Source organism: Mycobacterium barrassiae (genome assembly GCF_025822765.1).
In the GTDB taxonomy this organism is placed as follows: Bacteria; Actinomycetota; Actinomycetes; order Mycobacteriales; family Mycobacteriaceae; genus Mycobacterium; species Mycobacterium barrassiae.
In genome coordinates this window covers 21,857-37,460 of sequence record NZ_JACKUK010000006.1, presented here as the reverse complement: position 1 = coordinate 37,460, position 15,604 = coordinate 21,857, and the positions used below count along the sequence as shown (strand labels likewise).

The following is a 15,604-nucleotide window of genomic DNA, read 5'->3' as shown; positions in this document are numbered from 1 at the left end:
GAGCAATGATCAGAACCTGTGGATGAGCCTCGGTGTGGGGGCGTGAAAGTGGGCGCACCTTCCCGAGGATGATCTGAATATCCGAAGGTCCGATCATGAGCCGGCGTTGGCGCGCTGGTTCGGGAAGGTACGCCCATGCTCACCGTAGTTCACGATGCCGCCGAGGCCAACGAAAGTGCCGGCGGTGCTGGTCGGTCGTTGTTGGACGAGATCGTTCGTGACGGCGCCCGGCAGATGCTGGCCGCGGCGCTGCAGGCCGAGGTTGCGGCCTACGTAGCGCAGTTCGCCGACCAGCTCGATGAGGACGGCCATCGGTTGGTGGTCCGCAACGGCTACCACCAACCGCGTGAGGTGCTGACCGCAGCCGGCGCGGTCGAGGTGAAGGCACCGCGGGTCAACGACCGCCGGGTTGACCCCGATACCGGTGTCCGGCAGCGGTTCTCCTCGGCGATCCTGCCCGCCTGGGCACGCAAGTCCCCGCAGATCAGCGAGGTGCTGCCGCTGCTGTACCTGCATGGGCTGTCCAGCGGCGACTTCGGGCCGGCACTCGAGCAGTTCCTCGGCTCGGGTGCGGGGTTGTCGGCGTCGACGATCACCCGGCTGACCGCGCAGTGGCAGGACGAAGCCGCCACGTTCGGGCGCCGGGATCTGTCCGGCACCGACTACGTCTACCTGTGGGTCGACGGCATCCACCTCAAGGTCCGCCTGGAGCAGACCAAGCTGTGCCTGCTGGTGATGATCGGCGTGCGTGCTGATGGTCGCAAGGAGCTGGTCGCGATCACCGATGGGTATCGGGAGTCCACCGAGTCGTGGGCCGACCTGCTGCGTGACTGCAAACGCCGCGGGATGACCGCGCCGGTGCTGGCCGTCGGCGATGGTGCCCTTGGGTTCTGGAGGGCGGTCCGCGAAGTCTTCCCGGCCACCCGTGAGCAGCGCTGCTGGTTCCACAAGCAGGCCAATGTGCTTGCCGCACTGCCGAAGTCGGCACACCCGTCGGCGTTGGCGGCGCTCAAAGACATCTACAACGCCGAGGATATCGACAAGGCTCAGCTGGCGGTCAAGGCCTTCGAGGTCGACTTCGGTGCCAAGTATCCCAAGGCGGTCGCCAAGATCGTCGACGATCTCGATGTCCTGCTGGAGTTCTACAAGTACCCGGCCGAGCATTGGATCCATTTGAGGACGACAAATCCGATCGAAAGCACTTTCGCCACGGTGCGACTTCGAACCAAGGTCACCAAGGGGCCGGGATCACGCACGGCCGGGATTGCCATGGCCTACAAGCTGATCGACGCCGCACAGGCCCGCTGGCGGGCCGTCAACGCCCCGCACCTGGTCGCCCTGGTCCGCGCCGGCGCGGTCTTCCACAAAGGCAAGCTACTCGAACGACCCACCGACATCACCCCACCAACACCGCCTTCAAACGGTGACGAGAGCACCGGAACGGAGGTCGCCTGAAACACCCCGATCCACAGGTATTGACAATTTCTCGAAGGCAAGCTACTCGAACGACCCACCGACATCACCCCACCAACACCGCCTTCAAACGGTGACGAGAGCACCGGAACGGAGGTCGCCTGAAACACCCCGATCCACAGGTATTGACAATTTCTCGTCGATTCAGCGCAAGGCCGGTGCAGTCATCATGGCTCCGAAGGGCTTTTACCTCGGCCCAGTAAGCCGGCAGTGTCTCGATGGGTCTACACGTGGCTCCAAGGGGCCACAGATCACCGCTGGCTTGGGTGAGGTCTGGTGCGTGCGCGAGCAGTTACATTCGCATTTCGTGTACCTCAGCGACACCACACGGACGAGGGTCCTTACCTTGGGGGAAGCCGCTGGTCTACCTGTTGAACCGACCCATCCCCATCCGCGTGGCGAGGTTAGGGTTCCAAGTATGAGGTGGAACCTTTCTCGGTGTTTGGTCCACAGTTTTTTGCGGAATTCGTCGACGCCTGAACAGATACCAAAAGGGCGCCCCCTGCTAGCGGGGGGGGCGCCCTTGAGGATAGAAATAACTAGCGGGCGAGGACCATGATCCGCTTGGTGATCGCCGCGTTGGAAATGGTGAGCACTGGCGGTTTTGACGTGCCGCCCTTCGCTAGGGTGACCGTATAGACGCCGTTGCGCAGTGAGGTGTTCCCGGTACGCTGCCCGGCCGCGGCCATGCTGTTGAACAAGTTAGTCGCGTTCCCGTAGATCACACCGTTGGCGGGCCCGGCGATCGGGGCCGCCTGCCAGACGATCTGTTGTGGATCGCTGACCGACGAGAAGTGTGGCGCTGAAGCGAGGATCTTGTTGAGCACATCCTGCGCGTTGTTCGGGCTGGGCGAGTTGACGACAAACTCGATCACCGCCGACGCGACCTCCTGAACGATGAACCAGCCCACGCCTCTTTTGATCCGCGTTGGCTTGCCCTCATCAGCCTCGGCAACTGCGAGTTGACCGCTGTCGACAAGGTACGGGACCGCGCTGCCAAACATCATCACCACCGCTAGGAGCGCTGCCGCAAAAACCACTCCAAGCCCACGTCCTGCACTAGTTGCTATCTTCACCTACTTCTCCTTACCTGGACTACATGACAGATGCCAGTATCTACAGAATCTGTAGATTCTCGCAATAGCAAGAATCTCTGAATAAATACAGACTGCGCTGGTGCATACATGGCTTAGAATCGCGACATCCGGGGAATCAGGTGCTAACTTGACCCAATGTCCGATCTAAGAGCGGGCGCAGAGAATACTGCGGCCGGGTTAGATCGCACCTGACATGCCCCTTATAACTGGGCGGGCGATGCCCGAAGCGGACCACCGGTACGAGGAGAACGAGATCAATGGCAGACGACGACGCTTCATCGTCCACCGACGCCGCACCCTCTCCGGAGCCGCGGGACAAGAATCTGCAGGTGAAGGTCACGGCGACGTACCAGGCTGCTGTCCAGGTCTTGGCAACGGCAAAGGGTTTTAAGACAATCTCCGATTACATCGGCTCGTTGCTGGATGCGGAGATCGCCGCCGCCCAACTGGACGAGCTGGACAGCGCCATAGATCAGCGCAAGGCGCAGGAAGCAGACCTTGAGAAGGCCTCACTTCGAAAGGTTTTGTCCAAGGCAGGGTCACTTAAGGCGGTCGGGTAACACGGCCCGGCGCGGTGGTGTCATCGGTCGACCGACAGCCACTTTGATGGAGTCCGCTGGCATGAGGTGGTCAGCAACCTTCCCCGCGGGGCACATACAGCGGGTACGGCGTGACCACGCCATCTTGACTGGTTTTGGTCTTGTCTTCGGAGCGCACCATTACCTGCACGAATTTGGCGTTGTAGCCGCAGAAGTAGCCGTTGTTCGTCCTGTCGGGCCGCGCCACGACCTGGAACTGGTAGAGGACGTCGCCGTCGTCGAGAGACGGCACCTCTACCGCCTTTCCGCCGATTCCGTTGACGGTGTTGAGCTCGGGCTGCGGAATGCTCTCCTTGAGCGGGGTCTTCATCAATGTCGCTCCGTTGATATCCATCGGCAGAGGAGCCTGGACCCAAAGTTTGAGGTTAGAGTCGGCATCGGCGTCCGCACGGGTCTTCGACAGCAGGACCTGAAATGTTGCAATCTGGTACTGCAGCGGCATAACGGCGGCGGTCGCCACAGGCAACCGGCCGTTGACGGTTTGGTCGGTGGCCCCCTGTTGGGAGCCCTGCTCCATAAAGAACAGTTGGACGCGAGTGTTCGGCAAGGTCAATGGCGAGTCCACGCCTTCGACAGGGGGCGGCAACGAGGGGATCGGGTACGAGTCCACGTATGTGTCTTGCCAACCGAACAGCGCCCGTGGAATCGGCGCAACGGCTTCGGCCAGGCCGATGCACGCCATGACTGTCACCACCGCGACCAAGACGGCGACCCGCGGTCGCGTACCAGCCACATGCGCGCAGAACTTCGACCAGCCCAATGGCTCTGCTGGCGGGGGAACCGAATTGTTGGTCTTGGGTTCGACGAGGTCGGGGACCTCTGCGGCGACATCTGTGGGCGCCCCCGTCGTCTGGCGCTGACGCGCGAAGCGGTAAGGCTTCAGTGTGGGGTAGACGCCGGTGGGTTCGGCATAGCGCTCAAGCATCTGGACAAGGACCGGCAACGAGCTGTCCCACCACTCGTCGGCCGGCTGCCCGGCCTCCAGGTTGTCGACGCTGCGCTGCAGGAGCTTTCGAAGGCTGTCACCGGCGGCAAGGCTCTGGACTTGGCTCGGCCGAGGCGTCAACTGGCTCAGTCCAATGTCCTCCGCGAGTTTTCCGGCGGCAAGAACCAACAGCCCGTACTGGCTGAAAACTCCGTCTCTGACTGGAGTGGAATCGGGATGCTGCTTGAAGATGCGTCCGGTGTCCTCACCGGAACCAGTGACGCCGGCATTCTCGATCAAAGCGAGCGCGGCAGCGGCGGCCAGCGCTGTGTCCGACCTGCCGGGCGCGATACGGTCCGCCTCTACGACGGCGACCCTCATCGCCAACTTGAGCTGACCTCGCCGCACACCGCCCTGCACCCCCTGCGGGCCATCCACAGCGAACTCTTCAATGCACGACAGAGCCAGTTCCGTAAGCTTTTCAGTCTGGCCTTGATCTGCGTCCGCAACGCCCCCCACCTGCGACATCGTAGAGGCACAAGAGCCCGCAAGCCCCACTTGGGGCCCACTGCTGTAACGGGCACTCAGATCGGAGCGACCAACATCGTGGACGACAACGATTTCCCACCTACCAAACAGAGAGAAAAGTCGTGACCTCCAGCAACCGTCGGCGATTTGCCCGGCCCTTCGCACTGGCCTTGATCGCAGCTGGAGCTACCGTCGTTGTCGCGCCACCCGCCGCCGCTACACCCAACGCTGGAGACACTGTCAACTTCAGCAGCGCCTGTGGCGACCAGTACCCTGCTGCAGACGGCTTCTCCATAGGTCAGGCCTACCTGGTGTCTCCTCAGGACGCCTATTCTTGGCGATGCAAGCAAGTCGCGGCCTCGGGCGGGGTCATCGCTGATCTACCGGTCAACCCCAACCTCTTCTGCGCTCCCCTCATCGCTAAGCCCTCCCCCGACGGGTCCGAGCATTGGATTTGCTCCGCGTAGAGGGAGACTGCGGCCCAATGCCGCCGATCACGAGATCTTGGCGCAGTCGCTCTGCAGGTCGACACTTAAGAAAAACCTCATGGCTCGTAGCATCGCGCAGCGTCGGGACGCTGGTCGCCGACGGTAGGCCCGACTCGCCCATTTGGACCTTCTGTGCGTGGTAGTCGTTGTTCGTTGAGGGGCACGGCCGCCGTTAGTTAGGCCTGCGCGCTGACGAAGCGAATTCGGATCGGTTGATCCCATTCCCATTGGATGTCCGCGCATTCCGCTGCTCACACGTCCGGATCAAGAGAGAGCGATACCGTTCCGACCTACCAACGCTCCCCGACGTAGCTCGGAATCCTCTCCGGCGAACCCCTGCAGAATGATGACGCCAAACGGATTACAAAGAGTATCAAAGCCCGGAGGATACCTTTCACCCATGACCGCGCAAGATCGTGGCAGCGCACGCCTGGCCAAACTGTTGGCTGACCCGCAACGCGCAGCTCGCGTAGCCGCCATCCGCGAGCAGATGAACCAGCCCGACGCAGATTCTGCCGGTCTCGATGACGATGACAACGACCGTCAGACAGCCGGTGATTGATCCCGCGAACGGTAGTCACGCGAAGGGCTCCGACAGTTGCGTAGCGCAGTCAAACCAGTCCGACCCACAAACCATGTCTGTCGACGATCTGCGCCGCGCCGCCGCCGCTGCCAACCAGGTCAACCATCCCGACTTTTAGACGCCGCGTGGCGGCGGCGCTAGCAGCGCTGATGCTCGAAATCGGCAGTGCCGCAATGACTGCCGATATACGGCACGGCCTATTTTGTGTAGTCCCACGCCAGTGCCAGGTCTTAGACTTGTAGCCATGTACCCGAGCTCAGGGCCACCCGGAGCGGGGCCCCCGCAACTGACGCCTCCTCGCCGCCGAAGTGGCCGAGGACTGACGCTCGGGCTGGCGTTGGTGGCGGTGTTCATGTCCACCGCCGCTCTCGTGGTCGCTCTGATCGGATTGGTCCCCGAACCCGATCGAGTGAATCGGGTCGAGACAGCACCGCAAGCAACGACAGCTGCTGCCGATTCGGGTGACCAAGCACTGTGCAAAGCGATAGAACCGCTCATCAAAGAAGGCACTTCGGAGACGAATTCATTCGTAGCCTTGGGCAAGCCTGGTTCAGTCGAACGCGACGCCGGGATCCCGGAATTCGTTGAAATGACTCACGACTGGGCTTCTCGCGCACAGGAAGTGCTTGACGCGCATGCCGATTCACCGCGGTATTTGACTCGCACGTTGCAACGTCACATCGACGATATGAAGCTCTTCGTCGATGGACTGCGGCCTGGGCCCGCAGCGGACCCTGATCGAGCGGTTTGGACGGACGCCATTGCCTCCCTCAACGGGCCGTATGCAGTCTGTTCAGCGGTGGGGGTTGAGCTATGGCAGCGGTAGGGACGGCTGCGGCAATGCCGTCTCGGCCGTATTCACCGCGCATTGTCGGACCGGTCTGGCCTCAGACCTCACCGGAGCAATGGTTGGAGACCGCTGAGGCTCTCAATCAGAAGAGCATCGACCTGCTGACGAACGCTGCCACCATTCGACGTGCCGCCGACGAGCTCGGCGCGTCTAACTTAGGACAGATGATCGAGGCGATGTGCGAGCGTTCCTACCGCACCGCCCAAACGATCATCAATCAATCCGACATGTACGCCGACAGCTCGAAAGCGGTGAAAGAGACCGGTGAACTGATCTGGCACGCCTGCGGGCGACTCGACGAGATTGACCGTAAGGCCCACGACGAGATCGACCGACTGAAGCGCCAGTTCGCGGCAGCAGCCTCCTCCCCATTAGGCGCTGGCGCCGCGGCGGCGGCACTCTACTCCGCGATCGACGCCGTCGTAAGCGAAGCAGAAGCCGAAGCTCTAGCAGCAGCTACGGATACGACCGCAGCGATCACTGAGCAGGCAGCAAGCATCGGCGGCGGCAATTCAGGCGGATTGACGGGGAGCAGCGGAGACGCGGCACCAATGGACACAAAGGAACAAGGCGGCCCCGGTGGTGGCAGAGCTATGGCGGACGGTATGCCTTTCGAGCGTCTGCCCAGTACTCGACCCACCAACTACGGGGCGGATGACAATCAGTCCTTGAACTACGGGACCAATGAGGGAGAGACAGCAACATCAGATCGGTCGGGATTTGATGGCCCGGAATCCTCTGTGAGTGAGGGTGATCGGCATTCCGATGGGACAGCGAACAATCAGCCCGCGCCAGCTGCAGACGGCGACATTAATGAAGCGGGGAACCTGCCCGGCAGTCCGATTACTCCCACTGCGAGTGAGGAGCGTCTGGGAATTGACGGTCCGCTCGCGGTGATGCCTCCCGCCGCGGTGACACCGGCTGGCGGTGGTGGGGTGTCGTCTGGGGGCAGCGGCGTTGGCGGCGGTCTGAAGATGCCGGGGGCGCGCGGCTTCTCGGGCGATAGCTCTGTCTCTTCTGTGAGTAATGCTGGTGGCCTGAATTCTCCTGCGGAGCTGGAGTTGTCGCCGACTACTTCGACGGGTGGTGGCCTGTCAATGGCCGCGGCGAGTGCTGGGACGCCGACGCCTAGTTCTGATTTTTCGCGGGGGTTTAACGCGGGCCTGGCGGGTGGTGGTTCAGTGTTGCCGCCGCCTGTGACCCCGCCGCCCGCGCAACCGGCGAACTCTACGGCTGGTGCGTATGGGTCTGCGAGTGCTGGGGGTACGCCCTCAGTGCCGGCTGCTGGTGGTCCGGTGGCGCACAGCGTCCCGCCAGCGGCTGCGGGCACAGCGCCGTCAGCTGGAACGCTGGGGACACCGATGGTGGCGCCAATGCCAGCGCCCGGGGGTCCGTTGCCGCCGTTTAATTCCGATATCGCGCCGCGCCAGGTGTCTGCAGCCGCCGCGGCTGCGTCGGCCCCGCCTGGTGCACCGGCAGCCCCACCGTCGCCGGCTGCGGGTGGGCCGGGAACACCGCTGCCTCCTGGAGTGGTGGCGTCGGGAGGTGCCGCGGCGGCTACGGGTGCGGTGGCGGGAACGAAATCGGCTGCGCCTGATCCATTACTGGCCGACGCGTTGGCGTTGGTGGAGGAACTGATGAAGGCTTCTCGTCAGTACGGCACCATCGACTGGTGTGTGGGGGTGTTCAAGACACCTGCGAAAACGCTCACCGTGGTGACCTCCGGCGAGGGTGCGGGATTCATCCCGGCGGGGGTGCATCTGCCCAAAGGGGTGGAGTTGCTGTTCTCAGATTCTGGTTTAGACAACGCTTTTCGGCGTCGCTGGTTCGGCTGGATCAATCCGGCGCAGACCATGGTGGCCTACGCCCAATCGGTGACCGCGCTGAATCCCAACATTGAGCTGTGGGCGATCGCGGTATCGACGGGTTTCGGCGGATCAGCACAGCCAGCCCGGGCCGCCGGGGTGCCGCACTATGCCGACTGCCACATGCCCACCGATAGCCCCCTGGGTGGGGGCGTCGTGCAACCGCCGTTGGATGAGACCCGGCTACACCGCTTAGAGGCCCTCAATCCGGCCGCCTACGCACAGCTGAACACCGCAACCCCGGTCGACGTGCGGGAATCACTGACCATCACCAGACAGACTGCGCACGTCACGTTCACCCAAGCCAGTGAACTTCTGACACTGCCGATACCGCCGCTGCTGCGCGAAATCGCCACTCACCTCGACCGAGGCAGCGCCATCACCGAATCGCTGTGGGACGAACTCGCTAGTGCCGTGCTACCAATGGCGATCACCGACAGCTCGGGGCAGCGCCCCGGCCGCCTCGGCACCGACACTGAGGCGTCGTCGTACGCGCGAGTGCACCACAATCTGGCGCGGCTCGCCGAGCTGCTGCTGTTATGGCGCCACGGCATCCCAGATCACCGCGAGGTCGTGTATCTGGCCCATCACATCGCCGCCGAGCGCGAACTTTGGGCTGGCCACGAGAATGGCGGTGCTCGGTGAGTGCAGACGGGTCAGTCAACCAGTGGAATCCGCTAGAGGTGGCCGCTGAGGCGACAATCGCTGCCGCCACAGCCGCGTTGGTGTGGGAAGGCCGAGACAGCTACGGGGTGCTGGAACGGGTAGCCGGGGCCACAGCGAGAGGCATCGCAACAGCTCGGATTACCGCCGAAGTGATGGCTGACGTCACCACCTCAGTCCAGTTCACTGCGGCCACCGAAGATGCGCGCGGCGGTGCTGTAGCTGGGCTTCCGGGGTGGCTGGCGCCGCGGTGGGCGGCGTCCGTGCGTGCCGCGCTAGGCGAACTTGAAGCCGGGCGGCCCGGCGACATCATGATGAATGCCCGGACATGGCCGGCACTGCGCAGCGTCGCGGTGTGGACCCAAGACGGACCGCTGCAGACATGGCAGACAGCTCTGATCGTGGACGAAGCGCGGATTGCTCTGGCTCACCGCGTAGGCGTCTGGGCATAAACGGCTGAAGGTTAGAGTTCGAGGCCACCGACGTCGCGCCCGCGGGAGCGTGACCGTCCGGTGCTGCGCTCCACTCCGGCGCGGAAACGTTCGTAGGCCTGGTGGAGGCTCTGTTGGGCGCGGGTGTGTTCGCGCCAGGCGGCTCGCCAGGTGCCGCGGCGTTGCTCGTGGCGGTCGAGGACCTCGCCGACTATGTCAGGAAGGTGTTCGCGGGCGGTGTGTTCGGCTTCGGCATGCATCGTGCGGGGACGATCGTCGTTGGCCAGAATCATCTGAAGAGCTTGCGCGGCAGCGTGTTTGGTGCCGCGCCTCGCCACATGCATACCGATGTGGGGGCCGCTGTGTTCGTGGTCGGCTTCGCCGTCGAATCGGGTGTAGAGGTAGGCGTGGTTGGCCTCGCGGCCGCGGCTGAGCCCGACGTAGGCCTGGGTGCGGGAAGCGTTGTCGCCGAGCACGGTGTGGGCGGTGTCGACGGTGACGCCCTGGGCGGCATGCACGGTTACGGCGTATCCGAGGTGGACGTACTGGCGCAGGTAATCGCCGTCGAACAGAACGCGGGCTTTGTCCGTGAGCCGTTCAGCAGCGATCCGGTTGGTCTTTTCGTCGACGCCGGCCACCCGCCACCGGTTGCCATTGCGCACCTGATCCACCGCCTGGCCCTCACGGTGGTGGGGGCCGGGGTGCACGGTGAGGGTGGCGTCGTTGTCGCGGCTGACGATGATGTCGCCGACCCGCACCGTCTGGTCGCGAGCCACCTGCGCAGCGGGCCCCTCGGTGGTGAGGGTGTCGTGGAGGCGCTGGTTGAGGGCATCAGCGATGTCCCGGGTATCGCAGACCAGCAGGGTCTTCTTTCCGGCGGCGCGGTCATCGAGGTAGGCCCTCATCGCGTCGGCGGCCATGCTGACCTGATCGCCGGTGTGCAGACGGTCGTGACTGCGGTACCAGCCGACCGCTCGGCGTAACCGGTTGCCGCGCCCGTTGCGGATCGCTAGCGAGGCGTCGCGCTCGGCCGGATCGCGCATGCGCCACACCTGCGACAGACGCTGGGTCCAGGGCAGCTCGGTGCACAGTTGGTCGAACATGCCGCCGCGGGCCTTGACCGGGGCAAGCTGGTAGGGGTCACCGACGAGCACAGCCTTCACCCTGGCGGCGGTGGTGGTCTCCAGCAGCTGCCGCAGCTTGGGGGTGGCCACCATGGACGCTTCATCGACGACGACCACGGTGCGGTGATCGAGTTGCAGGGCGCCGGTGTCGAGCTGGTGCAGCGCTTTGTCGAGGGTCATCCCGTGGTCGCCGGCGCCGTCAGCCAGCGCTTGATCGACCGCCGTCCCGGTCGGAGCAAGGACCAGCACCTCTTTGTGGACTCGGTGGGCGGCGGCGCGCAGGGCTTGCAGGGAGTGGGTTTTCCCGGCACCCGCGGGTGCAGACAATGGATTGACCAACCACGGCGACATGCCGATCGCGGTCACCGCGCGCGCCTGATCCGGTGACAGCGCGGTCAGGTCGCTCGAGCGCACACCGAGGCGCGCACGCGCATCGGTGGCACCGGCGGCCTCCAGGACGCGCATCTCCTCTTTGAGGATCGCGGTGAGGGTGTATTTCTCGTGTCCTTCGCGCTCATGTGCGGCGCGCGGTGCGCTCACCCGCAGACCAACGCGCGCGGCGAGGTCCTCGATGCGCGCCCGCACATCCCGCCCCTCACCAGGGGATTCGTCGTAAGGCATGACCGCACCGATCAGCTCAACGACATCGGCGCGGGTGAACGCGGCCTTATCGATGCGCGCTAGCGCGGTAGCAATGCGCGCCCGCGGGAGGATGTGCGCTTGTGCGCGCCGATGGGCGCGCGCGGCGAAGTGCGCATCGCGGTCCAAGTCCAGACCGCGCGCATCAGCGCGCCACGTCGCTTTGAGTTCTTCCCAGGCGAGCTGCTCGGGCTTGGAGGGCCGCGTCGCTTTCTGCGCAGTTGCCAACTGCGCCGCGGTGGGTTCACCGTCGACGACGACAAGGTTGTCTTTGGCCCATTCCCGCAGTCGGGTCGACCGCTGCGACCACGCCTTGATGCTGGCCGGAGTGACGCCAGCGATCTCGGCCATGCCGGAATGCTCATCCACCGGCGCCCATTCGAAGCCGCGCTCGGCGTGCAGCACGTGACGCAGGGTGGCTTGATAGATGATCCCGGCGGCCTTGGCTTCGTGATACAGCGACTTGGAGTCGATCGACACCAACCGGCCATCAGCACGGGCCTGGCGATTCGGCAGGATGACGTGGGTGTGCAGGTGCGGGTCCCCGCACCGGCTCGTCTCATGCTGATAGGCGATCGCCACCAGCCCGGGCAGCCGCTGCAAATCCTTCATCCCCGTCACCCGGTTATGCACGCGGGTGTACCCGGCGTGCTCATGCAGGTAAGTCATCGCCGCTTCGACCGCTGTGACGTGGGCGTTCTGCATCACCTTCTCTGACACGTCGTCGGTCAGCGACCGCAGCAGCGACACACTCTTGGGCGCGGCGAACGTCAAGTCGAAACCGTGCACCCCGCCGGTCCCGAACGCCCGCCCCGCCTCCCCACTCGGCGTGACTCCGTCATCGAGCCAGCGCGCCGCAACCTCGGTGTCAGCAAACCCGCCGTCGAGGGCGGCCCCGTCCAAGCCGGTGGCCTCACCGACGACGTTCTTGTCCCCGACCACGACCCAGGTCGGGACGCGGGTGTCACCTTCGGAGTAGTACTCACCCAGACCGCCGCCGGCGGCTTGGCGGTCCATCGAGGCCTGGCGGGCCTGATTCGCGGTGTCGTTGTAGTAGCCGATGCTCCAGCGCGACAACCGCGAGATCGTCAGCACGGTCGCACCGCCATTAGGCCACCTCACCAAGCCGGACAGGCCGCCGCCAGGCGGCCGGGGTTCGGGCGCGCCAGCGCCCGAAGCCGAGTATTGCATACCTTGTGCCAATGTGCCGGTCTGTATTTGATTGGGAGCCAATGGGTTTGATGGTCAGCTTGGAAGCGATGGTAGTGGGCTATGGGCCATGAAGGGTTCGGATTCGGTAGGAGTGTTTGTAGTTGGCGTTGAGGAGTATTAATTGGGTTGCGGGACCTGGAGGCCTGTTGTTGAGGGAGGTGACGAACCGGGAGCCGACATATTGCGGGCAGCTAGGACGAGCTGTCTCAGCGTCGCCGGCACGACCGCGTCGACGCACAAATTATGGGGTGGTGGAGCATGGCTACGGTTGACCCTGCTGCGCCGTCAATACGGGCGGTGCCAACCATCGTCGTAGTCAGACGCGAGCTAGTCTCTGACGGAGTGCCGCGGGAAGCTGAACGCTAGCTAACACGTCAAAGGACAAGCTGCCGCATTTTGCGAACCATGGCGGCGACACGCATGCATCATTCAACACTTGGATCGCGTTCCGATCTATCGTCGCGGTCGTGAATATTCCGCCGCTAATCCATGAGCTGTGCGACCAATGCGCGGCCGCGCTTGCAAATGGCCATCCAGGCCAGACGTTCAGCGTCACCTACGCGGGGAAACAGATTGCCCACCTCCAGGTCACCGGCCAGCGTCAACCCCGCAATGTGCCGCCTCCGCGCCACCCGGTGTCGCCAGAGTCAAGGTCGTCTAGCCGGGAACAATTTGACGGCATAGCTAAGCTCCGTGAGCGCCGAAACAGCGTATAAATCGAAATCGCCGCTCAATCGCGCTGGGTTTAGCGGAGGCGCTGATGGGCCCCATTTCGCTTTGAGCTAATTGCGGAGGCAGGCCAAGTGAAATTGCTGCACCGAGCGTCTGCTTGCTCACGGTAGCCTCGGATGAGCCATCGCAGCCGCCACGAGGGAGGGGTCGTGCCGAATACCGTTCGCGTGGTTCCGGAGGATCTGCATCTGTCCGCTGCGACCGTGGACATGCATGCAGACACTGTCCGGGTGAAGCACGCAAGCGCTGATGGCCGGATCGAGGGCGCGCAGCGTGGACTCCCGGCGAGCTCGGCGGCGGTGTTGATCAGCACCGTCGCGAAATGGCAGGCCGATAGCACTCCAGATCAGCGCACGTCCGGATCCAACCCAGCCACCATCGCTGATCGCCTCCTCGCCCTGTTTCCCCGAGAGTCGGCGTGACAGCGCAACTCGCAAGGTTCCGGTGATTCGCCAATCCGCTTGACCGACACGGCCTTCGTGATCGATGACCGGTTACTTAAGCCATCCTCGCTATTGCTCCGCCGTTAGCCGAGTACGCAGCGCGCCTCGCGAGGGTTGCGAGGGAGATACCGGGCGGTCGTCTTGACCCTCGATATTCCCGTCGACGTGGCAGATGCTGATTCTCACTGCGGGTTTGGGGGTCGTTTGATCAGGCAGATTCCAGTGAACGTCGTGGCGATATTGCTGACTGTGAATCGGGAGTCATTGGCTGTCCACGTCACGGACACCTCGTTTCTTTTCAGCTGCGCTTCCTATGCCCGCCGCGGCGCAAGAAGCTTCTACTTCGCGCCTATGTCTGCAACCTACGAAGTGGCGGTCGGATCAAGTCCACCACCACAGCCACCTTCGCGTTGCGATACCTCGGGCGTTGATCTTGATCTGAGGTTAAGTCAATGGAATTAGCACCTATCGTTGAAGAAAGGGCAGCACTTCACGTAGTCAGATCACGATCCGAGGGCGAAGAGGCGCCGTTCGATCACGTCGGGTTCTGTGGCGAATTCGTAGGCCCAGTCCTTGGCCAGGTCCAAGTAGCGACTGTAGTGCTCGCCTAACGCTTCCCACGGGTGGCCGGTGACCTTGATCAGTCCGGCAATGACGTTGTCGTCCATGATCAAAGGCTGCGAGAGATAAGGTTTCGCGTCGTATCCAGCGAAATACATCAACTTGGTGAAGTACGACGGGCCGAGCCCTCTGACCCACAGTCGCTGGTGTCTACTCAACGCTTTGTACGCACTGATCGGCCCCTCACCGCGTGTAATTTCGATTGCCTGGGTCAGGCGCCCCGCAACATTGGCATCCGCGAACGGCTTCGCCGCACGTGTCGTCGACTGCCCTGGTGGCGCACCCCAGAATGTGATCGCTGCGTGCAACTGCGTGGCCGACCACGGATCGTCGAGTTCGGTTATCACGCGCCGCGCAATCGCGAATACGACGGCGCGGTCGATACGAATCCGACCGTCGTCATTTGCCGGAAGACGATCGAGTTCCGGCGGCCACATCCGTTCATCGGGTAGCACTCCCCGGCAGTACTCCGGGTTACGCAGAAATCCTTGGGCAAGAACGTAGTCGTCTCGCGACGGCGCTGCCTGGCCGTCAAACAGATCGGGGACCTGGCCGATCGTCATTGCACCTCCGCTCAGATAGTGACTCCGGTGCGTCGATTTCACATGAGGAGGCGTCCTTCGGAGTTGTACCGAGCAGCAACTCCTCCGTACGCGTATACAACGAGCTGATTATCATCGACGACTTCGAACGAGTCGAAGGGAGTCGAGTAGTTGACGAGCGTAACTGGGCCGTAAGGATGCTCCTGGATTCGGAAGCAGCGCATTCCGCTGTCGTACTCCACCTGCATGATCGGCCCCTTCCGCTACTGAACGACCGAACCCTAGCAATGGTCTCGGACATGGTCAGCGACCGTCGACAGAACAGCGCGATCCAACGGTTTGTATCTAGCTCGTCGGCCGAGCGCCGGTCGTGGGCCTCGACCACCGCGTCGTAAAGCCGATTGTGCACCGGCAGCCACGTCGTTCGGAGACCGGTGATCGGCTGATGGTTCTGACTCAACCCTGTCACGATCCAGTATCGCCCTGCTGCGGCTAATCGTGGTGTAGCCAGGCATCGCGGACACGTGCGTCGGTCGGACGGTGGTTACGCCTGACGTTGATGGCGTAGCCAGCTGGTTGCGCGCTGAGCACCCCACGCATTGGCATCGTCGTCGCGGAACTCGTGGGCGCTCATTGCCTCGTCGTCCGCCAGGCCGCCACACGGGCAATGCACCTCCAACGTTGTCGCATCACATCAAGTCCCTGTTCAACGCCCAAAATCCACACACCTCTTGCACTCTGGGCCGGAAGATCGCCAATCAACTTAAAGTTGACGCACGCGGGTGGCGC

The 15,604-nt window shown here is 63.4% G+C and carries 10 protein-coding genes; 6 read left to right on the top strand and 4 right to left on the bottom strand.

What is annotated here, in order from left to right:
• Positions 1–135: 135 nt before the first annotated feature.
• On the top strand, positions 136–1,455 hold the full coding sequence (locus tag H7J93_RS00525) for an IS256 family transposase (RefSeq protein WP_212812938.1): 1,320 nt from the start codon (positions 136–138) through the stop codon (positions 1,453–1,455).
• A 557-nt stretch (positions 1,456–2,012) separates the two neighbouring features.
• Here H7J93_RS00525 and H7J93_RS00520 read toward each other — a convergent pair.
• Positions 2,013–2,513 carry a hypothetical protein gene (locus tag H7J93_RS00520; RefSeq protein WP_267304345.1) on the bottom strand — a complete coding sequence of 167 codons (501 nt, stop codon included), beginning with the start codon at positions 2,511–2,513 and terminating at the stop codon, positions 2,013–2,015.
• A gap of 314 nt (positions 2,514–2,827) precedes the next feature.
• On the opposite strand from H7J93_RS00520, the gene H7J93_RS00515 reads away from it, so the two are divergent.
• Positions 2,828–3,130 (top strand): hypothetical protein, encoded by a 303-nt coding sequence (locus H7J93_RS00515; protein WP_032668601.1) that lies wholly within the window; start codon positions 2,828–2,830, stop codon positions 3,128–3,130.
• Positions 3,131–3,200: 70 nt separating this feature from the next.
• Here the strand turns inward: H7J93_RS00515 and H7J93_RS00510 are convergent, their stop codons facing one another.
• On the bottom strand, positions 3,201–4,613 hold the full coding sequence (locus H7J93_RS00510) for a hypothetical protein (protein ID WP_131815110.1): 1,413 nt from the start codon (positions 4,611–4,613) through the stop codon (positions 3,201–3,203).
• Positions 4,614–5,510: 897 nt separating this feature from the next.
• Here H7J93_RS00510 and H7J93_RS00505 point away from each other — a divergent pair.
• From H7J93_RS00505 to H7J93_RS00495, 3 genes are all read left to right on the top strand, one after another.
• On the top strand, positions 5,511–5,672 hold the full coding sequence (locus H7J93_RS00505) for a hypothetical protein (protein WP_165571821.1): 162 nt from the start codon (positions 5,511–5,513) through the stop codon (positions 5,670–5,672).
• A 2,244-nt stretch (positions 5,673–7,916) separates the two neighbouring features.
• Complete coding sequence (locus H7J93_RS29530) at positions 7,917–9,053, top strand: EspK C-terminal domain-containing protein (RefSeq protein WP_236745597.1); 1,137 nt, start codon at positions 7,917–7,919, stop codon at positions 9,051–9,053.
• Positions 9,054–9,226: 173 nt separating this feature from the next.
• Positions 9,227–9,523, top strand: coding sequence for a hypothetical protein (locus tag H7J93_RS00495; RefSeq protein ID WP_267304344.1), 297 nt, complete (start codon positions 9,227–9,229; stop codon positions 9,521–9,523).
• 11 nt (positions 9,524–9,534) lie between these two features.
• Here the strand turns inward: H7J93_RS00495 and mobF are convergent, their stop codons facing one another.
• On the bottom strand, positions 9,535–12,360 hold the full coding sequence (gene mobF / locus H7J93_RS00490) for a MobF family relaxase (protein WP_032668619.1): 2,826 nt from the start codon (positions 12,358–12,360) through the stop codon (positions 9,535–9,537).
• A gap of 998 nt (positions 12,361–13,358) precedes the next feature.
• Here mobF and H7J93_RS00485 point away from each other — a divergent pair.
• Positions 13,359–13,631 (top strand): hypothetical protein, encoded by a 273-nt coding sequence (locus tag H7J93_RS00485; RefSeq protein WP_128867128.1) that lies wholly within the window; start codon positions 13,359–13,361, stop codon positions 13,629–13,631.
• A 524-nt stretch (positions 13,632–14,155) separates the two neighbouring features.
• Here H7J93_RS00485 and H7J93_RS00480 read toward each other — a convergent pair.
• Entirely contained in the window at positions 14,156–14,836 is a 681-nt protein-coding gene (locus tag H7J93_RS00480; RefSeq protein ID WP_032668592.1) for an 8-oxoguanine DNA glycosylase OGG fold protein, read from the bottom strand.
• Between the last annotated feature and the right edge of the window lie 768 nt (positions 14,837–15,604).